The organism is Pseudomonas sp. UMAB-40 (assembly GCF_900095275.1).
GTDB classification, from domain to species: domain Bacteria; phylum Pseudomonadota; class Gammaproteobacteria; order Pseudomonadales; family Pseudomonadaceae; genus Aquipseudomonas; species Aquipseudomonas mandelii_B.
On sequence record NZ_LT607557.1, the window covers coordinates 22,517 to 45,336 of the forward strand.

At 61.1% G+C, this 22,820-nt stretch carries 18 protein-coding genes; 10 read left to right on the forward strand and 8 right to left on the reverse strand.

The features are described from left to right. Positions 1–10 precede the first annotated feature (10 nt). Positions 11–577, reverse strand: coding sequence for a nitroreductase family protein (locus tag K0F88_RS11345; RefSeq protein ID WP_219095133.1), 567 nt, complete (start codon positions 575–577; stop codon positions 11–13). A gap of 122 nt (positions 578–699) precedes the next feature. Between K0F88_RS11345 and K0F88_RS11350 the strand changes: the two genes are divergently transcribed. Further along, positions 700–2,154 (forward strand): TrkH family potassium uptake protein, encoded by a 1,455-nt coding sequence (locus tag K0F88_RS11350; protein WP_219095134.1) that lies wholly within the window; start codon positions 700–702, stop codon positions 2,152–2,154. Here K0F88_RS11350 and K0F88_RS11355 read toward each other — a convergent pair. Then, complete coding sequence (locus tag K0F88_RS11355; RefSeq protein ID WP_219095135.1) at positions 2,111–3,172, reverse strand: AraC family transcriptional regulator; 1,062 nt, start codon at positions 3,170–3,172, stop codon at positions 2,111–2,113. The genes K0F88_RS11350 and K0F88_RS11355 overlap by 44 nt on opposite strands. Before the next feature lie 163 nt (positions 3,173–3,335). Between K0F88_RS11355 and K0F88_RS11360 the strand changes: the two genes are divergently transcribed. Together K0F88_RS11360 and K0F88_RS11365 are read left to right on the forward strand one after the other, a co-directional pair. Further along, positions 3,336–3,647: an Mpo1-like protein gene (locus K0F88_RS11360; RefSeq protein WP_094468549.1), complete on the forward strand. Its 312-nt coding sequence runs from the start codon at positions 3,336–3,338 to the stop codon at positions 3,645–3,647. A 99-nt stretch (positions 3,648–3,746) separates the two neighbouring features. Continuing rightward, positions 3,747–4,337: an HD domain-containing protein gene (locus K0F88_RS11365; RefSeq protein WP_094468550.1), complete on the forward strand. Its 591-nt coding sequence runs from the start codon at positions 3,747–3,749 to the stop codon at positions 4,335–4,337. Positions 4,338–4,487: 150 nt separating this feature from the next. On the opposite strand, the gene K0F88_RS11370 is transcribed toward K0F88_RS11365, so the two are convergent. Next, the gene (locus K0F88_RS11370) at positions 4,488–5,303 is read right to left on the reverse strand and encodes a UDP-2,3-diacylglucosamine diphosphatase (protein WP_219095136.1); all 816 of its coding nucleotides are present in this window, start codon (positions 5,301–5,303) and stop codon (positions 4,488–4,490) included. Between the two features lie 129 nt (positions 5,304–5,432). Here K0F88_RS11370 and K0F88_RS11375 point away from each other — a divergent pair, with 129 nt between their 5' ends. Both K0F88_RS11375 and K0F88_RS11380 read left to right on the forward strand, forming a co-directional pair. Further along, a complete protein-coding gene (locus K0F88_RS11375; protein ID WP_094468552.1) occupies positions 5,433–6,197 on the forward strand; it encodes an AraC family transcriptional regulator in 765 nt (254 codons plus the stop codon). 96 nt (positions 6,198–6,293) lie between these two features. Next, positions 6,294–7,184: a DMT family transporter gene (locus K0F88_RS11380; RefSeq protein ID WP_219095137.1), complete on the forward strand. Its 891-nt coding sequence runs from the start codon at positions 6,294–6,296 to the stop codon at positions 7,182–7,184. Here K0F88_RS11380 and K0F88_RS11385 read toward each other — a convergent pair. From K0F88_RS11385 to recQ, 4 genes are all read right to left on the reverse strand, one after another. Further along, positions 7,178–7,465, reverse strand: a complete 288-nt coding sequence (locus K0F88_RS11385; protein ID WP_094468554.1) for a SelT/SelW/SelH family protein — start codon at positions 7,463–7,465, stop codon at positions 7,178–7,180. The two genes, K0F88_RS11380 and K0F88_RS11385, sit on opposite strands and share 7 nt — an antisense overlap. A 45-nt stretch (positions 7,466–7,510) precedes the next feature. Continuing rightward, positions 7,511–9,274, reverse strand: a complete 1,764-nt coding sequence (locus K0F88_RS11390; protein ID WP_219095138.1) for a FimV/HubP family polar landmark protein — start codon at positions 9,272–9,274, stop codon at positions 7,511–7,513. 128 nt (positions 9,275–9,402) lie between these two features. Further along, positions 9,403–9,837, reverse strand: coding sequence for a MarR family transcriptional regulator (locus K0F88_RS11395; protein ID WP_094468556.1), 435 nt, complete (start codon positions 9,835–9,837; stop codon positions 9,403–9,405). A 120-nt stretch (positions 9,838–9,957) separates the two neighbouring features. Continuing rightward, complete coding sequence (gene recQ, locus K0F88_RS11400; protein ID WP_131062539.1) at positions 9,958–12,084, reverse strand: DNA helicase RecQ; 2,127 nt, start codon at positions 12,082–12,084, stop codon at positions 9,958–9,960. Between the two features lie 389 nt (positions 12,085–12,473). Here recQ and K0F88_RS11405 point away from each other — a divergent pair, with 389 nt between their 5' ends. The 5 genes from K0F88_RS11405 (at position 12,474) to K0F88_RS11425 (ending at position 17,061) form a co-directional block, all read left to right on the forward strand. Then, positions 12,474–13,061, forward strand: coding sequence for a YecA family protein (locus tag K0F88_RS11405; RefSeq protein ID WP_010461974.1), 588 nt, complete (start codon positions 12,474–12,476; stop codon positions 13,059–13,061). A gap of 10 nt (positions 13,062–13,071) precedes the next feature. Further along, a complete protein-coding gene (locus K0F88_RS11410) occupies positions 13,072–13,467 on the forward strand; it encodes a YbaN family protein (RefSeq protein WP_200667926.1) in 396 nt (131 codons plus the stop codon). Positions 13,468–13,591: 124 nt separating this feature from the next. Further along, the gene (gene lapG / locus K0F88_RS11415; protein WP_094468559.1) at positions 13,592–14,299 is read left to right on the forward strand and encodes a cysteine protease LapG; all 708 of its coding nucleotides are present in this window, start codon (positions 13,592–13,594) and stop codon (positions 14,297–14,299) included. 22 nt (positions 14,300–14,321) lie between these two features. Beyond that, positions 14,322–16,262, forward strand: coding sequence for a cyclic di-GMP receptor LapD (gene lapD, locus K0F88_RS11420; RefSeq protein WP_094468560.1), 1,941 nt, complete (start codon positions 14,322–14,324; stop codon positions 16,260–16,262). A 439-nt stretch (positions 16,263–16,701) separates the two neighbouring features. After that, positions 16,702–17,061: a DUF6124 family protein gene (locus tag K0F88_RS11425; protein WP_094468562.1), complete on the forward strand. Its 360-nt coding sequence runs from the start codon at positions 16,702–16,704 to the stop codon at positions 17,059–17,061. Positions 17,062–17,442: 381 nt separating this feature from the next. Here K0F88_RS11425 and K0F88_RS11430 read toward each other — a convergent pair. Then, on the reverse strand, positions 17,443–22,820 hold a 5,378-nt coding region (locus tag K0F88_RS11430), incomplete at its 5' end, for an Ig-like domain-containing protein (protein ID WP_257605242.1).

Below are 22,820 nucleotides of genomic sequence, written 5' to 3' on the forward strand. Positions count from 1 at the left end.
GATTGGGCGCTCAGTTGCTACCGGGCCAAGCGCTGACGAACTCGGCCAGGTCCACTTTCTCGGCCACCCGCGGTTCTTTCTGCGGCGTCCCCAGGTACAGGAAAGCGATCACCTCTTCCCCTTCCGCCAATCCCAACCCCTTGGCCACATGCACCGAATAGGCTAGATCCCCTGTGCGCCAAACCGCGCCAATGCCTTGCGCGTAAGCGGCCAGCAGAATTCCGTGAGCCGCACACCCCGCCGCCAGCAGTTGTTCGGATTTCGGGTATTTGACGTGGTCCTGCAATCGCGCGATCACCACAACCACCAGCGGTGCGCGCAACGGACCGTTACGCGCTTTGTCCAGCGCCGCCTCGGACACCTCGCTGTCTTGCAGCTTCGCCGCTTCGGCCAGCAACTCGCCCATTTGCTCGCGCGCCGCACCTTCGACTGTCAGGAAGCGCCAAGGCTGCAAATGGCCGTGGTCCGGCGCACGCATCGCGGCAGAAAACAGCACTTCACGCTGCGCTGCGGTAGGTGCCGGTTCGAGCAGTCGTGGAACGGAAACACGGTTGAGCAAAGCGTCGAGAGCCTGCATCGGCCACCTCCAGAAAAATATGTGCGGCTATTCTAGCTTCAACTGCCGTGGCAGTGCCGGTTTACATGCCCTGCCCCGCAGGTAGAATGGCGGCCTTCCCTTCCTCAGCCCGAGCGGACTTCATGGCGTTGCCGACCTTACGGATTATTGGATTCATCATCGGCATCTTCCTGATCACGCTGGCCATCGCCATGGTCGTGCCCATGGCCACCCTGGTGATTTTCGAGCGCACGAGCGATCTGCCGTCGTTCCTCTGGGCGAGCATGATTACCTTCCTCGCGGGTTTAGCCCTGGTCATCCCCGGCCGTCCCGAACACATTCATCTGCGCCCGCGAGACATGTACTTGCTGACTGTCAGCAGCTGGGTGGTGGTGTGCATCTTCGCAGCGCTGCCATTCCTGCTGACCCAGCGCATCAGCTACACCGACTCGTTCTTCGAAAGCATGTCCGGCATCACGGCCACCGGCTCCACGGTGCTCACGGGACTGGACACCATGTCCCCCGGCATCCTGATGTGGCGCTCGTTGCTGCACTGGATCGGCGGCATCGGCTTTATCGGCATGGCGGTGGCAATTCTGCCACTGCTGCGCATCGGTGGCATGCGGCTGTTCCAGACAGAGTCGTCGGACCGTTCCGAAAAGGTCATGCCCCGTTCGCACATGGTGGCGCGTTTGATCGTTGCGGCTTATGTGGGCATCACCATTCTCGGCAGCCTGGCGTTCTGGTGGGCCGGGATGAGCCCGTTCGACGCGATCAACCACGCGATGTCGGCGATTTCCACCGGAGGTTTCTCAACGTCCGACCAGTCCCTGGCCAAGTGGACGCAACCGGCGGTGCACTGGGTGGCGATTGTCATCATGATTCTCGGCAGCCTGCCGTTCACCCTGTACGTAGCGACCTTGCGCGGCAACCGTCGGGCACTGATCAAGGATCAGCAGGTTCAAGGCTTGCTCGGCATGTTGCTGGTGACCTGGCTGGTGCTCGGCACCTGGTACTGGTGGACCACCCAACTGCATTGGCTGGATGCGTTGCGGCATGTGGCGCTGAATGTGACCTCAGTCGTCACCACGACAGGATTTGCACTGGGGGACTACAGCCTCTGGGGCAACTTCTCGCTGATGCTGTTCTTCTATCTGGGGTTTGTCGGCGGTTGCTCGGGCTCGACGGCGGGCGGGATCAAGATTTTCCGTTTCCAGGTTGCCTACATCCTGCTCAAGGCCAACCTTAACCAATTGATTCACCCGCGCGCGGTGATCAAGCAGAAGTACAACGGCCACCGTCTCGACGAAGAGATCGTGCGTTCGATCCTGACCTTCTCGTTCTTCTTCGCCATCACCATCTGCGTGATTGCATTGCTGCTGTCGCTGCTCGGCGTCGACTGGATGACTGCCCTGACCGGCGCTGCCAGCACCGTATCCGGTGTCGGCCCGGGATTGGGCGAGACCATCGGCCCGGCGGGCAACTTCGCCACCCTGCCGGACGCCGCCAAGTGGATTCTCTCGTTCGGCATGCTGCTGGGCCGACTGGAGATCATTACGGTGTTTGTTCTGTGTATTCCTGCGTTCTGGCGGCACTGACAACCGCCGGCGTTTCCATCAGCCGCGCCCGGTACTCGCCGGGCGTGGCGTCGAACCAGCGCCTGAAGGCGCGGAAGAAATTGCTCGGATCGGCAAACCCCAACAGGTAGGCAATTTCCAGCAGGGTCATGGTGGGCTGCGCCAGGTACTGCTCGGCCAGTTCACGTCGCGTGTCGTCGAGCAAGGTTTGAAAACTCGTGCCTTCTTCCTGCAAACGGCGCTGCAAGGTGCGCTGCGACAGGTGCAGCGTCTGCGCCACCGTATCGCGCTTGGGTTCGCCCTGGGGCAGCAAACGGCACAGCACCTGGCGCGCCTTGTGGGTCACGCGGCTCTCGGAAAACCGCGCCAGGTATTCGCCGGCAAAGCGGTCGTGCAACAGCGCCATCGCCTCGTTGGCCGTCGGCAGCGGCGCTTCCATGTCGGCGCGTTCGAAAATCAAGGCGTCATAGGCCGCGTTGAACACCAACGGCGCATGGAACGCTTGTTTATAGGGTTCGAGATCGACAGGCTGATCGCCCTGGATCAGCACCTTGCGCGGTTGCAACGTGCGCCCGGTCAACCAGCCGCACAGCGCCAACGCACAGGCCAGCGACGCTTCGGCGCTCTGTCGGGTCGGCGGCAAGTGATCGCCATGCACCGTCAGAATCAGCGCATAACCTTCATCCAGCAATCGGAAACTCAGGTCGGCACTTTCGGCAATGATTCGCTGATAACGCACCAGCCGCTGAAAGCCTTCGGCCAGAGTCTGGCTGGACATCAGCGCGTAGCCGGCAACATGGAAGGATGCCGGTCGCACCACCTTGCCCATGTTCAGGCCAATCGCCGGGTTGCCGGACAGCTCGACCGCGCGCTGCCACAGGCGTGTCATGGAATCTTGCGGGAAGCGCGCATCCGGATCATCCAGAGACGCGTAGTCGAGCCCTAGCTGCTTGAACAGAACCCGGCAATCCAGGCCGTCCATCTCCAGAGCTTTGACAATCCCCATCGCCCAGCTTGCAGAAGTCGTTCGTTCGCTCATGGCGTTTTCTTACTGATTAGTGAGCCGTCTACCGCGGCAAGTTTTCGAAGGATACTAAAGTGGCGCCCATTGTCACTGGCTGATGCCAATGATCACTCTAGACTCAAATAGGCTACCCGCAGAACAACTTGCAATCAGAACAACAAGCACAGAGATCGCAGTCGTGGAAAACGTCAAACGTTTCAACAGCTTCGCTGAGTTTTACCCGTACTACCTCAGTGAACACAGCAACAGCACTTGTCGACGATTGCATTTTGTCGGCACCAGCCTGGTCATCTTCATTCTGGCGCTGACCATCGGCAAAGGCGCCTGGTTGATGTTGCTCGCCTTGCCGCTGGCGGGTTACAGCTTCGCCTGGGTCGGGCATTTCTTTTTTGAGAAAAACCGTCCCGCCACATTTCAGCATCCTCTTTACAGCCTGCTCGGCGACTTTGTCATGTACCGCGACATGATCCTGGGTCGCGTGCCGTTCTAGGCTCCACTGGCCATCAAACCGTCCTGCGCAGTCAATGCGACATTGGATCCAAGCCCTACACTCAAGACATCCCTTTCGATTAGAACAAGAGGATAGCTGATGAACGCCAATGCACGATTCACCCACATGCAGGATGGCACGCAGGAAGACTGGGCGATTATCGCCGCCGACTTCAGTGCCTACGCCAGGCAGTTGCCGTCACGGATTGTGGCGCACCTGAAATTGCTGGAGGGTGATTTTGGCGGCTTCCCGGTGGATCGGCTGACCCACTCCTTGCAGACTGCCAGCCGTGCCTGGCGCGATGGCCGGGATGAAGAATACGTGGTCTGCGCGCTGCTTCACGACATCGGCGACACGCTCGGTTCCTACAACCATCCGGACATCGCCGCGGCGATTCTCAAACCGTTCGTCAGCGCCGAAAACCTGTGGATGGTGGAGAAGCACGGGATATTCCAGGGGTATTACTTTTTCCATCACCTGGGTATGGATCGGCATTTGCGCGAACAATTCAGCGGGCATCCGCAGTATCAGCCAACCATCGAGTTCTGCGCCAAATATGACGCGGCGGCGTTTGATCCGGCTTACGAGACATTACCGCTGAGTTTCTTTGAGCCGATGATGGAGCGCTTGTTTGCGCATCCGAAGCATTCGATCTACAAGGCGGCGATGGAAGAACATTCGCCAGCCTGACAGGCGTGGGGTGTCCGGCCAGGCCTCTTCGCGGGCAAGCCCGCTCCCACAGGGTTCTCTGGCGTTTCACAAATCTTGTGTTCACCTCGGTCACTGTGGGAGCGGGCTTGCCCGCGAAGAGGCCGGCTCAGACACTGCATTGCTAACAGACTATGCCGGCTCTGCGACTTTAATGGCTTTCAACTCCGCCTCCCGCGCCTGTGCATCCGCCAACCGATACAACTCGATCGACCCGTCCCAATGCTCGATCAACGCCGTGCACGACTCCACCCAATCCCCGCAATTGAGGTAATCCACCCCTCCGACCTTGCGAATCTCGGCATGGTGAATATGCCCGCACACCACCCCATGCAACTCGCGTTTGACGCACTCGTGGGCGATGGCTTCTTCAAAGTCGCTGATAAAACTGACCGCCGTTTTCACCTTGTGTTTGAGGTAGGCCGACAGCGACCAGTAGCCGTAGCCATAACGCGCGCGCCAGTGATTCAGCCAGCGGTTGAGGGTCAGGGTGAATTCGTAGGCCGAGTCGCCGAGAAAGGCCAGCCAGCGGTGATACCGGGTAATCACGTCGAACTGATCGCCATGAATCACCAGCAGATGGCGGCCATCGGCGGTCACGTGCACCGCTTCGTCCACCAGTTGGATGTTGCCCAGGATCAGCTTCGAGTAGCGGCGCAGGAATTCGTCATGGTTACCGGTGACATAGATCACCTCGGTGCCACGCTTGCTCATGGTCAGCAGGCGGCGGATCACGTTGGTGTGCGTCTGCGGCCAGTACATGCCGCCGCGCAGTTTCCAGCCGTCGATGATGTCGCCGACCAGGTAGATCTTGTCCGCATGGTAGCCCTTGAGAAACTGCGACAGGTGCTCGGCCTGGCAGTCCCGGGTGCCCAGATGCACGTCGGAAATCCACAAGGTCCGCACACGTTGCTTACGGCTGGGTTTGGCGAGCTCGGCGCTGGTCATGGACAACCCTCAGGGCAAGTTTTGGCAAGCTTGCGCCGGTCGGGTTAATGGCCCATGACAGCGGCGAGTCAATCCTGTGACAACGCCCGGCCGGTGTAGACTGGCCGCATCTTGACCGGGAGACCTGCGATGAGACCGATCCTCACGCTGCGCCAATACACCAAGGACCTGATCGTCCACAGCCACGACCACGCGCAACTGGTGTTCGGGTTGTCGGGTGCGCTGGACTTCGAAGTCGGCGGGCATGGCAGCCAGGTGGTTCAGCAGAGTTTCGTGGTGGTGCCATCGGGCTTTCATCACGCCTGCGGCAGCAGCAATGGCAGCCGTTGCCTGGTGCTGGATATACCGAGCGATCAATGGGTTTCGCAGTCCCTTGGCGATCACGCCGACGCCAGCCGCCGTTTGCTCGACAACGCCGGTCGCCTGCCGCTAGATGCCGGGCAAAGCCAATTAGTGAGCTGGCTGGCGGGCAGCCAGGTCAGTGACCCGTTGATTGCCCAGCAGGGCGCGGTGCTGTTATTGGCCAGCCTCAACAACGCCAAGCCCGACATCGTGGGCGGTCGGCGCCTGCCGTATGCGGCGCTGAATGCGCATATCGATCAGTACGCGGCTTATCCATTGCAGGTCGCCGATCTGGCGCGCGTTGCCGGGCTGTCCAGCGCCCGGTTGCATGCGCGGTTTGTCGCTGAATGCGGGCAGACACCTATGGATTACATCCGCAGTCGGCGGCTGCATAGTGCGGTGGGACTGTTGCGGGATTCGCCATTGCCCATCGGCGAGATTGCCAGTCGGGTCGGTTACAGTTCCCAGAGTGCCTTTGCCGCGGCGGTGTTGCGCGAGTTTGGTAAGACCCCGGGCGAACTGCGGCGCGAGGCTGGCGACAAAAGTCGATAGTCTGAAGACAGACATCACTGGGCGTCGCGCGATTAAATGTAGCAGCTGGCGATGGTGTCTGGCAGCCCGGTTCAAATACATTTATCAAGGATCGCAATGACTCCCCGTACCGCCCTTGGCGCCCTGCATATCGGCGCATTGATGTTCGGCCTGACCGGTGTGTTCGGCAAACTCGCTGCCGCCTCGCCCGCGGTCATCGTGTTTGGCCGCGCTGCATTTGCCGTGCTCGCCCTGGCGGTGTTCGCGCGGTTTGCCAGCAACACGCGCTGGTACACACTCGAAGCACAGGACTGGCGCCGGCTGCTGCTCAGTGGCTTGCTGCTGGCCGGGCATTGGGTGAGTTTCTTCATTGCGGTGAAAGTGGCCGGGGTGGCGATCGCGACCCTGGGTTTCGCCAGCTTCCCGGCGTTTACCGTGATCCTCGAAGGGTTGATATTCCGTGAGCGGATCCGCGCCAATGAAATCCTGTTGGTGGTGCTGGTGAGTGTCGGGCTGGTGCTGGTCACGCCTGACTTCGATCTGGCGAGTGGCGCCACCACGGGCCTGCTCTGGGCGGTCGGTTCAGGCTTGCTGTTCGCCCTGCTGTCGCTGACCAACCGCGCCAGCTCCGGCAGAATCCCGCCGGTGCAGGCCGCGCTGTGTCAGAACGTGGTGGTCGCGCTGTGCCTGCTGCCGGTGGCGGCGCCGCAGTTGAGCGACGTCCGCGCCATCGAATGGCTGTGGATCGGTTTGCTCGGGGTGTTCTGCACCGGCGTCGCTCATAGCTTGTTCGTCGCCAGCCTGGCGGTGATCAAGGCGCGCACCGCGGCTGTGGTGTTCGCCCTGGAACCGGTGTACGGCATCACCATGGCGTGGTTGTTGTTCGATGAAAACCCGACGGTGCGCATGCTGCTCGGCGGTGCCTTGATCATCGTCGCGATTGTGGTCTCCAGCAGACTGTCCGCTTCAAGCAAAAAGACCGTGGCAGCCGAAGCTGCGTCTCACTGAGTGCGGTCGTTGTGGCCGAGGTCGCGGTCCGGGTCGATCTGATCGCGGACCCGCTGCTTGAGCACCTTGGCTTCCGGGAAACCGCCATCGGCCTTGCGTTCCCAGATCTGCACATCGTTGCAGAAAATATGAAAAACCCCACCGGTACCGGGCACCAGCGACACTTTGCCCAGGTCGTCGCCGAAGGTGCTGAGCAGTTCCTGGGCCAGCCAGGCCGCACGCAATAACCATTGGCATTGCGTGCAATAAGTGATGATGATTTCCGGTTTATGCGTGGTCATGACGGGCAAGATTCCTGAGCCAGAGGGCGCAGCCATAGTAGTGGCTCAGCGGATTCCGGCCAACAGGCTCCGGGCAGTTTGCCTGAGCGGCTCATCGCCCTCCTTCAGCAGCTCGTTGAGCAGTTCGATGGCGCTGTCCAGATCGCCGTCATCGATACAGGTCTGGGCTTGTTCCAGTTTACCGGCACTGGACGGCTCGGCCGGCTGCGGATTTAACGGCTCAAGCTCCAGTGACGGGCCGGCATCGCTGAACTCATCGAGAAAGGCGTCGTCCAGCGCCTGTGAGTCCGGTTCGGCGACCCACTCAAGCTCTGGCTCATCCAGCGTAGGTTCTTCAGGCATCTCGAATACATCGGGCAACACGTGCAGATTCGAGGTGAACGCCGGTTCTACGGCCTTTGATGATTCGTCTGAAGGTTTAGCATTGTCGAAAGGGCTGATCAGGTCCCAGCTGGAATCCATGGACAGGTCATCCAGATTCAACTGGAACTCGTCGGCAGGTGCCGCTTGCGCTGCGGTGACGACTGCCACGGCTGCCGCTGGTGCCGCTGGTGCCGCATTGTTCAGTTTCGGGTGGCGGGCGCGGATCTCCTGAAGCTTTTCTTCGTCGAACCCGCCGTCACGCAGGTTTTTTTCCTGCGCGTCATAGGCGGGAACATCCCCCTGCTTGCCGAGGACTTCCAGCAGTTGCACGCCCAGATCCGTGCGCTGCGGTTCCTTGACCAACGCTTCTCGCAGCAAACCCGCGGCTTCGGAAAAACGGCCATACGCCAAGTAGATACCGACCCCTTCAAGCACATCGCCTGGCGGCGTCTCTTCACGATGATCGGGAGCGGGTTTCAGCATAGGCTGTTGCACCGACGGGTGCGCCGCACGCTCAAGTACCGGCTCATGTTTCGAGGGTGAAACGGGCGAAGACTCGGGCAACGCCTGAACCTGCTGGCGTTGACGTCGAACAAACAGCCCCAGCAACACCAGAGCGATCAGCGCCAGCAAGCCGATAATCAGCGGCCAATGGCTGGCCTCGGGTTCTTCAACAACGACGGGGGCAGGTGCCACCGCTACCGGCGTCACCGGCGGCGCCTGGTTGACCTCCGACAGCCGGGTTTGCAGTTCGCTCACCTGTTTCTTCTGGCCAGCGATCTGTTCATCCTGAGCCTGAAGCTTTGCATTCAACTCATCGATGGTTTTTTGCAGCTGCTGGTTTTGCAACACGCTGGCGGCCAGTTGTTCGGCAGCGGGATCGGTCGCAGGCACGGCAGGTTGAACGACGGCCGGCGCAGGCGCGGACTTCTTCGCCGCCGGTGCCGGCGCAGTGGCCGGTTTGACGCTGGGGAATGGAGAGTTTTGTGGACTGGCGACAGGTTCGTCTTCTGCCGGCACGATCCCCGGAGAACCCGGCGGATCGATCAGCACCGTGTACTCGCGCAGCACGCGCCCATTGGGCTGATTGAGCTGCACCAGGAAATTCAGGAAAGGTTCATTGACCGGTTTGTTCGAGGTCACCCGGATCAGGCTGCGGTTGCCCCGCAGGATCGGTGTGAACTTCAGGTCGTTGAGGAAGAACACCCGATCGACGCCGGAGCGGGTGAATTCCTCCGCCGTCGCCAGGCTGACCGACAGCTCGCCCTCCTCCAGCCCACCGACATCCACCAGAGCGATGTCAGCGCGCAACGGCTGATTCAGCGCGGAATGAAGGGTAATGTCGCCCAATCCCAGCGCAGGGGCCAATGCCGAGTAAGTGACAGCACCACCGACCAGAAGCAGCCTGGCGCAACACCGCAATACAACGTGCCAACTCTCGAGCATGAGCATCCCTTAGATAACCAGAACCAACCTGTACGCGTTCGCACATCCGGTACGAACACGATATTGCCTAGTAGTTCTTTATAGTCTGCCCAACGGGGTATCTCAAAAAGCTGACGCGCGGTTATGCCTCAAGATTTTTCCAGGTTGGCCAGAATGTGCCCGTGGACTCGCATGCACACCTTCAAATCCGCCTCATCGACGCCGTCGAACAGTTCGCGGCGCAGTTGAGTGGCAATGGTTTCAATTTGTTCGATCAGAGGACGGGCCGGGGCACAGAGGACGATTTTTTTCGCCCGGCGGTCTTCCAGCACGGATTGGCGCTGGACCAGGCCCTGGGATTCCAGGCTGTCGAGCAACCGGGCCAGGGTCGGCCCTTCGACGCCGACGCTTTGCGCCAGTTCACGCTGGGTCGGTGCTTCTTCGAAGCGCGCCAGGTGCAGCAGCACCAGCCAGCGCGCCTGGGACAGACCCAGGCCAGCCAGACGGCGATCCAGTTCGGCACGCCAGCCGCGCGACATCTGGGCCAGTTGCATGCCAAAACGGTGTTGATCGGTTAACGGCATAAAAAACTCATGATTAGACTGAAAATAGAGAAAAACTAATTATTAGCCAGCTAAGCATGACCGTTGGCTTGAGGCAAGGTCTGGTCTGTAGTGAATCGTTACATCACTGTAACAGGTCATTTAAACCTCGAATTCGGATTGCAGTGCCGCCCGAACGCAGTACAAGACACCTTCCGGTACTCGCCCGGCGAACAGCGCGGCAATCTCCGACACCGGCGGCAACTCGCCCTCGCCATCGAGGAAGGCATCCTGCACCTCGCCCATCAACTCTTCGGGCAGGTCCAGCGCTTGTTCCAGCGACAACTGCTGCTTGCCGATGGCCTCGGCGAGCATGGTGTAGACATTCTTTTCCGAGCATTGCAGCTGACCGGCGATCTGCAGCGGCGTCATGCCGGCGCGAGCGAGGGTGATCAACTCGTGGCGCACGTCGGCGACGACTTTCGGCGCCTCGACCTGACCGCCCAGCACTTCGAGGAAGGCCTCGCCGTAACGTTCGAGCTTGCGCGCGCCGACGCCGCTGACCGTGGCCATTTCCGCCAGCGAGGTCGGCTGGCTGCGGAGCATTTCCAACAGTGTCGAGTCGGGGAAGATGACATACGGCGGCACGCCGTGTTCCTCGGCGAGCTTGCGACGCAAGGCGCGCAAGGCTTCCCACTGTTCGCGTTCTTCGCCACGAACCAGCTGGCTCGCCTGGCTCTTGCTGCTTTTGGCGGTAGTCTGCGGCTTGAGGTCGCGGCGCAGTTCCAGGGTCACTTCACCCTTGAGCAGCGGCCGGCACGTGTCGCTCAGGCGCAGGCCGCCGTAGCCTTCAAGGTCAATGTCGGCCAGGCCACGGGCCACCAGCTGGCGGAACAGGGAGCGCCATTCGCTCTCGCCCATGGCCTTGCCAACGCCATACACCGACAGGTGCTGATGGCCGAAGCTGCGGACCTTTTCGTTGTCTTTGCCCAGCAGCACGTCCACCAGATGCCCGACGCCATAACGCTGGCCGGTGCGGTAGATTGCCGAGAGCGCCTGACGGGCCGGCTCGGTGGCGTCCCAGGTCTGCACGCCATCGACGCAGTTGTCACAATGGCCGCACGGCTCGGGCATGTCTTCGTCGAAGTAGGCCAGCAAGGTTTGCCGACGGCAGCGGGTTTCTTCGCAGAGCGAGAGCATAGCGTCGAGCTTGTGCTGCTCCAGACGCTTGTGGCGCTCGTCGCCTTCGGAGTTTTGCAGCATCTGCTTGAGCATCACCACGTCTTGCAGGCCGTAGGCCATCCAGGCATCCGCCGGCAGGCCATCACGACCGCCGCGACCGGTTTCCTGATAGTAAGCCTCAAGGGATTTCGGCAAATCGAGGTGGGCGACAAAGCGCACGTTGGGCTTGTCGATGCCCATGCCGAACGCCACGGTGGCGACCATGATCAGGCCTTCTTCGTTGAGGAAGCGCTTCTGGTGATGGGCCCGGGTGTCGTTGGGCAACCCGGCGTGGTACGGCAGCGCCGGAAAGCCTTGCTCGCTGAGGAACACTGCGACTTCGTCGACTTTCTTGCGCGACAGGCAATAGACAATGCCGGCATCACTGCGGCGCTCGGCGAGAAACGCCAGCAACTGCTTGCGCGGCTGCTCCTTCGGTACGATGCGGTAGAAAATGTTCGGACGGTCGAAGCTCGAGAGAAAGCGCTCGGCGTTCTGCAGATGCAAACGGTCGACGATTTCTTCGCGGGTGCGCTTGTCGGCCGTGGCCGTCAGGGCAATGCGCGGGACGTTGGGGAACAGCTCCGCCAACTGGCCCAGTTGCAGGTATTCACGACGGAAGTCATGGCCCCATTGGGACACGCAGTGCGCTTCGTCGATGGCGAACAGGGCGATTTCAAGGCTTTGCAGGAAAGCCAGCATGCGTGGCTGAACCAGACGCTCGGGCGCCAGATACAGCATCTTCACTTCGCCGCGCTTGATCCGCGCGGCAAGATCGCGCTGCTGCTCGGCGCTCAGGGTGGAGTTCAATGCAGCGGCGGCGACGCCGAGCTCTTCGAGGGTCGCGACCTGATCGTCCATCAGTGCGATCAACGGCGATACCACCACCGCCAGGCCTTCGCGCAGCAGCGCCGGCACCTGGAAGCACAAGGATTTGCCGCCACCGGTAGGCATCAGCACCAGGGCGTCGCCGCCACTGGCCACGCGCTCAATGATTGCACCCTGGCGGCCACGGAAACTGTCGTAGCCGAAGATGTCCTTGAGGACGCGTTGAGCCTGTTCGAGCATAAAAACTCCAAAAATCACAAAAACATCCCTGCAAGGCTGGTTCAGAACCACGCAGGCTGCACCGACAAATCGTAAGTGCGCATTGCATGACGCTTCACATCTCAGCCGCGACGCCAGCAGGGCATCACAAAACGCGCGAGTATACCCGAGGCCTCCCTTGCAAAGGGCACCGCTGAGAAGACACATGAGGACAAACCTGTGGGAGCGGGCTTGCCCGCGATGGTGGCGTGTCAGGCGATAAATGTATTGGATGTTCCGGCCTCATCGCGGGCAAGCCCGCTCCCACGGGGATTGCGGTGTTCCGGGGCGCAAATATCCCGCGCGGCTGGCCTGAGCGCTCAAGAAGGCCTAGAATTCCCGCATCTGTTAATTCCCAAGGTAGCCCTTTAATGTCCTTCGCTGAGCAACTAACCCGTTTGCAAGTCTTCCTCGACGCCGACGAACTGCATGACGAGGCGCTGGACTACGTGGCCGCCCACGGCTACCTCACTGCGCTTTCGATCTGTTCCGAAGAGGTTCCGGATCGAGAATGGATCGACGCCCTCTTCGCCGAAGAGCCGCATTACGCTGACGACACCGAGCGTGAAGCGATCGAATCCACCCTGCTGGCCCTCAAGGCTCACATCGCGCGCCAACTGGCTTCCGATGAAGAGTTCGAGCTGCCATGCGACCTGGACCTGGGCGAAGAGCCGGACGATTCCGACCTGCGCGGCTGGTGCATCGGTTTCATGGAAGGCGTGTTCCTGCGCGAAGCGGCCTGGTTCGAAACCGCCGAAGACGAAGTCAGCGAAATGCTGCTGCCAATCATGGTCGGTTCGGGTCTGTTCGACGAACAGCCTGAGTTCGAAGACATCGCCAAAGACGCCAACCTGATGGACGACATGATCGTTCAGATCCCGGAAGCCCTGACCGCGCTGTACCTGCTGTGCCAGGCGCCAGACGAGAAACCGGCGATCCTCAAGCCACGTCACCACTAAGGTTTTGCCTATGGACAACCCCATAGGCAACCGCTCCCTGATGTTGCGTTACGTGCTTCTGGCCATCGGCTGGCTGAGCGTAGCGCTGGGGGTGATCGGGATTTTCCTGCCGGTGTTGCCCACCACGCCCTTCCTGTTGCTGGCGGCCGCCTGTTTCGCCCGCAGCTCGCCACGGTTTTATCAGTGGCTGGTGGGGCATCCACGGCTTGGGCCGTGGATTCGCGACTACCTCGACGGCAACGGCATCCCGCTCAAGGGCAAGGTCTACGCCATCGGCCTGATGTGGGTGAGCATCCTGTTCTCCTGCTACCTGGTGCCCCTGCCGTGGGCGCGGGGGGTCATGCTGACCAGCGCGGTGCTGGTGACGATCTACATCCTCAAACAGAAAACCCTGCAAAAGCCCTGAGCCCCCTCGTCATCCGATCATTCCCACGCTCCGCGTGGGAACGATCACCTGCCACCCGACAATTTGTCCTGCCTCGCTGAAAACACCGCCTAGACTTCAGTCATCTGCACCCGAGCAGCCAGACATGTCCCGTCGCCGGCGTAGTCCAGGATGGCCAACGCTCCGACTTCGGCTCGGCGGATGGCTGCTGCTGGCGAGTTTTCTGCTGACCGGGCTCAGCAGTGTCTGGGCCGACTGGAACTTTACGCAGATCCTGCAAATCGCCGAAAAGCGCTACGGCCCGCTCGGCCCCGCCCAAGGAAGAATCGAGGCCTGGAGTCAAATGCTTAAAAGCGAACTCAACCAACCCGAGCGCGAACAACTGGACGCGGTCAATCGCTTCTTCAATCAACAGCTGAACTTTCAGGACGACACGCGCATCTGGCGTCAGACCGATTACTGGGCCACGCCGGAAGAATCTTTGATTAAGGGTGCCGCCGACTGCGAAGACTACGCCCTGGCGAAATATTTCAGCCTGCGCCAACTCGGGATTCCCAGCGAGAAACTGCGCATTACCTACGTCAAGGCACTGTCCCAAAACCAGGCGCACATGGTGCTGACCTTCTACAGCAGCCCCACGGCCGAGCCGCTGGTGCTCGACAACCTGATCGGCGAAATTCGCCCCGCCTCCCAACGCAACGACCTGTTGCCGGTGTACGCCTTCAACGCCGAAGGCCTGTACTTGCCGGGGGCCAATGGCGGCAAACGCAGCAGTGACTCGAAGAAATTGTCGCGGTGGCAGGACGTGTTGAAAAAGATGCAAGCCGAAGGGTTCGCCGTGGGCGAAGGCTAGCCGCCATCGCAAGGAGCGTTTTATGTCGCTGCGCAAACAGTTATTTCTCGCCATTTGCCTGTTCTTGCTGGTGGCCTTCAGTGGCAGTTTTTTTGTCAGCCTGGAAAGCTCCCGAGAACAGATGCTCAGCCAGTTGCGCTCCCACGCCCAGGATGCTGCCACCGCCTTGGGTCTGTCGTTGACCGCGCAGATCGACGACCCGGCGATGACCGAATTGATGGTCAGCTCGATTTTCGACAGCGGCTATTTCCGCAGCATCCGCGTCGTCAATATCGTTGATGAAAAGGTGCTGGTGGAGCGCAGCACATCGGCGCAGATCGAAGGCGTGCCCGGTTGGTTTGTGAGTCTGGTCAACCTGCGCCCGGAAGGTGGCGATGCGCTGATCATGCGCGGTTGGGAACAGGTGGCGCGGGTCGAAGTGCAGAGCAATCCGCAGTTCGCCCTGGCCAAACTTTGGGACAGCACCCTCGGCAGCCTGATCTGGCTGTTGATCTGCGGGCTGCTCAGCGCCGTATTCGGTGGATGGTTGTTACGCCGGCAATTGCGCCCGCTCGACAAAATGGTCCGGCAAGCCGAAGCCATCAGTAAACGCGAGTTCCTCAGCCTGCCAAAACTGCCACGCACCCCTGAACTGAGGCGCGTGGTGCTGGCCATGAATCAGATGGTCGAAAAGCTCAAGGCGCTGTTCTCCGAAGAGGCCACGCGCAGCGAAAAATTGCGCGCCGAATCCTATCAGGACAGCCTCACGGGCCTGGCCAATCGACGCTTGCTGGACGAACAACTGGCCGACCATTTATTGGTCTGCGAGCAAAGCAGCGACGGCCATTTATTGATGCTGCGAATCAACGACCTGATCGGCCTCAACCAACGCCTGGGCGGCCAGCGCACCGATGGGCTGATCAGCGCCGTCGGCGAATTGCTCAAGCGCCTCACACAACTGCCGGAACGGCGCACCTGGCTGGCGGCGCGTAATCGTGGCGGCGAATTCAGCCTGCTGACACCGGGCCTGGACAGTACCGAAGCCGCCCGCCTCGCCTCGGAAATCAGCGCCACCCTGGAAAACCTGCGCCTGACCGGCGCCAGCGATTGCATGCCCGTTGCACACTTGGGCGTGGTCGCCTATCAGCCCGGCCAAGCGGCCGGCGACGTCCTGCTGCGCCTCGATCAAGCGCTGGCCCAGGCTCAGCAACATCCTGAGCGGCCGTGGGTGCATCTGGCCCATTCCGATACCGCGACGAACCACTCGCAACACGACTGGCGCACCTGGATCGACGACGCGCTGACCCACGGCAAAATGCAGCTGTATTTCCAACCCGTGGTGCAATGCGCCGACACCAGCCAGGTGCTGCACCACAAAGTCCTCGCGCGCTTGCTCGACCCGCAAGGCGAGGCCATCGCCGCCGGGCATTTCCTGCCGTGGATCGAGCGTCTCGGCTGGTCGGCACGGCTCGACCTGGCGATGCTCGAAGCCACCCTCGATTACCTCATCGTCAACCGCTGGCCGCTGGCGTTAAGCCTGTCCGGCAGCACCCTGCGCGACCCGGCACAACTGCGACAAATCATCGACATGCTCGAATCGCTGCCTGACCTGGCCCCTCTGCTGACACTGGAAATCGACGAACGCCAACTACCGCCCCCCGATGAATTGCAACGCCTGAGCCACAGCCTGCTCGACACCGGTTACCGCATCGGCTTGCAGCATTTCGGCGGTAGCTTCAGCCAGATCGGCAATCTGACGCAGCTGGGTTTGGCGTATCTGAAAATCGATGGCGCGTACATCCGGCACATTGATGAACAGAGTGACAAGCGGCTGTTTATTGATGCGATTTACCGGGCGACCAACAGCATTGATTTGCCGTTGATTGCGGAGATGGTCGAGACCAAAGGGGAATTGGAGGTGATTCGGGAGTTGGGGTTGTTTGGGGTGATGGGGCGGTTGATTGGACCGCCGGAGCCGATGTAAGGGGTATGACTGCGGTTTGAAAGTTGGCATTAGCTATCAGATATGTCGGCCCAAAACTGCTGGGTTCGGACAATCTTTTCATGTTAAACGGCGATGTTTAAAAGACATCTCCTGACACTGACCAAGGCTACACAACCTTGCGCCGTTGCCTACGACTACGCCAGAATCCGCCGGCTTGTGTGCCTTGCCCCCTCGCTCTATCGTTTCCGTGTCGTTGCAAATGCAGCGATCGGGTTTAGCAGCTCGGTAAATATCAAGGCACGCAATGTCCCCTCTTGATCAGTCGGTTTTTTTGCCTCCTGATTGGCGTTTTGGTGACTGTGCGTGGGGCACTTCGGTGCGCCGGGTTCCTTGATCCCTGGTCTGCTAACCCGCGTACAGTCGCCACCTTTCGTTTAGCAGCGATGCGTGGTGGCCTCATTGATCAAGGAGTTTCACCATGTTCAAAATCACACCCAACCCACCCGAAACCGACGACGTTTCCCCCTACGAAACCCCCGATTCAAAAAAACTCAACGAAGCCGCCGACCGCGCCCTCGATTACTACCTCAAACCGGTCGTTCCCAAAGACACTCCGCGTAAACCGAGCACGATTTACTCAATCGACCCCGATACCAACGACGAGACCCTGCTGGTCAACGCCTGCGAAACCCTGGCGTCGGCGAGTGTGATGCTGAGTAATTTCGCGGGATTGATGGAGGGGTCGCATCGCAACACGGTGTTGGGGATTCAGCAGGTGGTGATGCTGGGTGAGTTGGCGGTGAACCGGATGCTGGATAATTTCGTTCCGCAGGGTTAGCAAAAATTCTGGGGCGAACACTTTCCTGTGGCGAGGGAGCGTGCTCCCGCTCGGCTGTGCAGCAGTCGTAGAACCAGCGAAACGCTGTTTATCAGACACAATCGCGGTGAATGGTTTTGGGGCTGCTTCGCAACCCAGCGGGAGCAAGCCCCCTCGCCACAACAGCTCTTCAGGCTGCGAGTTTTGTGGGGGACTTTCGGGCCTCTTCGCGAGCAAGCCCGCTCCTACAGTTGACCTGGGTTGTTCGCCTGTTTTGTGTTCACTGAAGATCAAAGTGTCGGAGCGGGCTTACTTGCGAAAGCGATCTCACAGACAACAAAAATCCCGCCATTCCTTACACAGGAATGGCGGGTTTTGTCGTTTCAGAGGTCAGCCTTCAGATCACACGGTGTCCACCTTCAACGAATGGTCATTCAACATGCCATTGATGATCGTCGCTGTGTCATGCCCACCCGCCACCACCCCGCCCGCTCCCGGCGTGACGCCGTAGTGGCTGGCCAGGTTGACGCCGGCCAGGTCGATGGTCTGGTTCGGTGCCGCGCCGGCCATGGCGCTGACGTCGATGCTGGTCAGGACCGAGGCGCCGCTGCCGATGACTTTGAAGTGCAGGTAGTCATCCAGCGATGCCGCGGTGCCGTTTTCGCCTTGCAGCAGTTGCGACAAATCGAGTTTGTCGGTGCCTGGTGTGAAGTCGGTGACCACGTCATGGCCGCTGTTGCCTTTGAGCCACTGGAAGGTGTCAGCCCCTGCCCCGCCAGTGAGGGTGTTGTTGCCCAGACCGCCAATCAGGAAGTCGTCACCGCCGCCACCCTTGAGGATGTCGTCGCCCAAGCCACCGTTGATAACGTTGCTGAAGTTATCGCCCGTGAGCGAGTCGTTGAAGTTGGAGCCGGTGAGGTTTTCGATGGCGGTCAGGGTGTCGGTGCCGGCGCCTCCGGTGTTTTGCGCGGAGGCCAGGCTCAGGTCGACCGTGACCCCGGCGGTGGCGTGGGCATAGCTCACGGTGTCGGTGCCAGTGCCGCCGTCGAGCATGTCGTTGCCGGTGCCGCTGAACAGCAAGTCATTGCCGGCGCCGCCGTGCAGCTCATTGTTGCCGGAGCCGGCGGTGAGCACGTCGTTGCCGTCGCCGGCATTGAGGACGTTGTCGCCGGCGCCCGCCACCAACACATCGTCGCCAGCCGTGCCGGTGAGAGTGTGGCCGTCCTGATAGCTGATGGTCACGCCCGCGCTGTCGCTGCCGCCGTGGTTGTCATTGGCGGTGTAAGTGCCGTGGGCATCCGGGGCGATGTCGTGGCCCCCGGCGTAGTTGAGGGTCATGGTCAGCTGATAGTTTTCCGCGTTGTTCACGCCGCTGCCGCTGGTGTTGGTGATGTTGGTAACGTGGATCTGGTAGGTCCCGTCCGCCGCCGCGGTGAGGGTTTGCCCGTCCGCGAGTGTGATCCACGCGCCGCCATTGAGCGAGTACTCCATGGCGATGTGACCGCCTGCCAGGTTGTGGTCCAGGTTAAGGGTTTCGCCCTGTTTGAGGTTGACGGTAATCCGGTCCTCATCGTTGGCGTTGCCGGTGGTTACCCCGCCCAGATAACCACTGATCACCAGCACGGCCGTCATGGTGGCCGCGTTCGCCGAAAAGGCGTTGCGCACATTCGCCAGGACCTGGTTAGCGGTGTTGTTGCCGGTCGAGGCGAAGCTGATCGCGCCAGTGCCGGTGAAGTCGGCGCCTTTTGAAATCCAGCCGGTGTTGAAGTTGGTGGGTGAAGCCGTCAGCGGATCGCCATCGGCATCGGTGTCGTTGGCCAGCAGCAATTCACCCGGCACCACGATGTTGCCCGAGAGCACGTTGGTGATGATGTGGTCATCGGCCGCCACCGGTGCCGCGTTCGGAATGACTTTGACCGTCAGCGTGGAGCTGGCCAGGTCGCCGTCGTTGTCGCTGGCGGTGAAGCCGATGTTTTCGGTGATCACCACCGCCGTGGTTTTTTGCGAGGTGTAGGTGTACTCGCCGGTGTCGAGGTTCACCACCAACGTGCCGCCATTGTTGGTGGCGATGCTGATGCTGTTGTTCACCGTGTTGAACGTGCCGTGGTTGGCGCCGCCACTGAAGTTCAACGAACCCTGATTGCTGTTGCCTTTAGGGTCGTAGGTATACGTCGTGCCGTCGACCACGAGGGTTTTGATGAAGCCGCCATCGGCGCCGAACGTGCCGCCTTCCAGCAAGGTGCCCGTGACCGGCGCGCCGACCACCGTGCCCGACAGCACCGAGTTGAGTTGGTTGAGATCGGTCACCACCACCGCGTTGGTGTTGGTGTGCGTGCTGCCGTCATAGGCCAGCGGATCGAGGTTGGCGTTGCTCACGCCGCTGCCCAGGCCGATCGCGTAATTCTTGATGCTGTTGGCGTCGAGGAAGGCTTTGAGCGCGGTTTCGTCTGCGGTGCCGATGTCGCCTTCGTTGGGTTTGCCGTCGGAGAAGAAGTAACCGATGTTCTGCGCCCCGGTCAGTTTGCCCGAGGTGTTGAACGCGGTTTGCATCGTCGCGACAGCCGCGTCGTAGTTGGTGCCACCGCCGGCAGTCAGGCCGGAGATGATCGACTTGGCGGTCGCGACATCCACCCAGATCGATGTCTTGTCAGTGGCGTTGCTGCTGAAGGTGACGATCTGCACTTTCACATCGCCCAGGTCGTCGTATTTGTCGAGCAAGGCACTGATCGCCTGCTTGGCCAGCGCCAACCGCGACAGCCCGGGTACGCCGGACGCATCGGCCATACTGCCGGAGACGTCGATCACCAACAGCAGGTTGGAATCGATCTCGACCGCGGCGACCGAACGATCGGCGGCGACCGCCTTGGGTACGTCATCGACGATGTTCACCACGATGGTGCTGGTGGTGCTGTTACCCGAGGCATCCGTGGCTTTGTAGGTGAAGCTTTCGCTCAGGGTGTTCGGGCCGTCGTTGGCGTTCGGCGAAGTTTTCGGCGCCGAGGTCAGGGTGTAGGTGTAGGTGCCGTTGGGGTTGAGCAGCATTTGCCCATAGGTCCCGGTGGCACTGCCGACCAGGGTGTAGGTGATGGCGCCACTGCCGCCGGTCACGGAACCGACCAGCGTCCCGGTGGACGTTTCCCCGGTGTTGCCCGGGTCGCTGCCGGTGACGGTGCCGGCGGCCAGGTCCGGACCATCCTGGTTCAGGTCGAGGGCTTTTTCGTAGACCGTGACGTCTTGATCGACCACGGCTTTGAGGCCGCTGTCGGTAACGTTGATGGTGATGGTGGTGGTGCTTTCATCGCCATCGGAATCGCGGATGGTGTAGGTGAACGTATCGGTGGCGCCCGCGACGCCGACCGAGTTCGGGTTGCTGTGGTACACGGCGTTGCCCGCCGCATCCAGGGTCAGGTAACCGTAGGTGCCGTTGATGTTGGTGCCCACGCCACCGACGGCAGAGGTGGCGGTGTTGCTGCCGGCCCGCACGCCGATCACTGCCCCGCCGGCCGCCGCTCCGTCGGCACCGGGTACGTCGTTGCCAAGTACGCTGATGTTGACCGTAGCGCCTTCGATCGCACTGGCGGTGTTCGGCGCAGCGGTGGGCAAATCATCGACGATGTTGACGTTGATCTGACCTGTCGCGGTGCTGCCGTCGGTGTCCGTCGCCACCACGGTGAAGTTCTCGGTGAGGCTGTTGGCGCCGTTGGCGGTTGGATGGGTTTCGTTGTCCGCCAGGGTGTAGCTGTAACTGACCACGCCAGTGGCAGGGTTGTAACCGGTGATGGTCAGCGTGCTGCCGAGCGGTGTGACCACCGATTGCGGGAAGCCTGCCGCCACGCCACCGGTGACCAGCGCAATGCCGCCCACGGTGAGGGTTTGCAGACCGTCCAGCGCGGTCACGGTGAAGGTGCCGCTCTGGGTCAGGGCCGGGGTATTGGGGTTGGTGCCGTCGCTGAGGTTTTTCTCGTAGACGGTAAGTTCACCACCGTACACATCGAGGCCGTTGAGCGTGACCGGGTCGTTGTTGTTCTGGATGTTCAGCACCAGGTTGGCAGTGCTGGTATCGCCGTCGGCATCGGTGAGGGTGTAGGCGAAGGTTTCGGTGCCTGTGCCGCCGCCGTGCAGGTTTTTGAAGTCGGCGTCGTTGGCGTTCAGCGTGTAGGTGTATGTGCCATTGGCGTTGAGTACCAAGGTGCCGTAAGTGCCGGTGAAAGTGCCTGGGGTCACAGGCCCGGCGTTCGGCCCGGTGGCAACATGGTCTGCGCCCTGGACGTCGTTGGTCAGGACGTTGCCGTTGAGGGTCAGAGCGGTTTCCGACGCCTTGGCGGCGTTGCTGTCGTCGAAGGCTTTTGGCACGTCATCGACGATCTTCACCACGATGGTGCTGGTGGTGCTGTTACCCAGCGAATCGGTGGCTTGATAGGTGAAGCTTTCAGTCAGCGAATTCGCGCCGTCGTTGGCATGCGGCGTTGTGGTCGCAGGCGACGTCAGGGTGTAGGTGTACGTGCCGTTGGGGTTGAGCTGGATCTGGCCATAGTTACCCGTGGCGCTGCCCACCAGCGTGTAGGTGATTGCGCCAGTCGCACCAGTGACCGAGCCGACCAGCGTGCCTTTGGCGGTTTCGCCGGTGCTGGTTGGATCGCTGCCGATGACCGTGCCGGCCGCCAGGTCTTGCCCGTCCTTGGTCAGGTCCAGGGCTTTTTCATAGACCGTCACGTCGGTATCGCGGGACGCGACGATGCAGCTGTTGGACACGTCGATGGTGATGGTGGTGGTGCTTTCATCACCGTCGGCATCGCGCACGGTATAGGTGAACACGTCGGTCGCGCCCGGGCCGTTCACCGCATTCGGATTGCTGTGGTAGGTCGCGTTGCCGTTGGCATCCAGCGTCAGGTAACCGTAGGTGCCGTTGATATTCGTGCCCAGGCCACCGATGGCCGAGGTCGAGGTGTCCGCGCCTGCGCGCACGCCAATCACTGCACCGCTGAGCGCCGGGCCGTCGGCACCGCCGATGTCGTTATCCAGCACGTTGCCCGAGACAGTCGCGCCCTCGCCCACCGAGGCGTGATCAGGGTTGGCGGTGGGCAGGTCGTCAACGATGTTGACGTTGATCTGGCCCGACGCGGTGCTGCCGTCGGTGTCCGTCGCCACGACATTGAAGTTCTCGGTGATGCTGTTGGCACCGTTGGCGGTCGGGTGGGTTTCGTTATCGGCCAAGGTGTAGCTGTAGCTGATCACGCCAGTGGCCGGGTTGTAGCCGGTGATGGTCAGCGTGCTGCCCAATGGGGTGACGATCGATTGCGGGAAGCCTGCGGCCACGCCACCGGTCACCACGTTGATCCCGCCCACGGTCAGGGTTTGCAGGCCATCGAGGGCGGTCACGGTGAAGGTGCCGCTCTGGGTCAGGGCCGGCGCGTTCGGGCTGGTGCCGTCGCTGAGGTTTTTCTCGTAGACGGTGAGTTCGCCGCCGTAAACGTCGAGGCCGTTGAGGGTCACCGGGTCGTCGTTGTTGTGGATGTTCAGTACAAGGTTCGCGGTGCTGGTGTCGCCGTCGGCATCGGTGATGACGTAGGTGAAGGTTTCAGTGCCGCTGCCATTGCCGTGCAACGCTTTGAAGTCGGCGTCGCTGGTGTTCAGGGTGTAGGTGTACGTGCCGTTGGCGTTCAGAACGAGTGTGCCGTAGGTCCCGGTGAAGGTGCCCGGGGTGATCGGCCCGGCGCTTGGGCCCGTCGGCACGCGATCGGCGCCTTGCACGTCGTTGGTCAGGACGTTGCCGTTGAGGG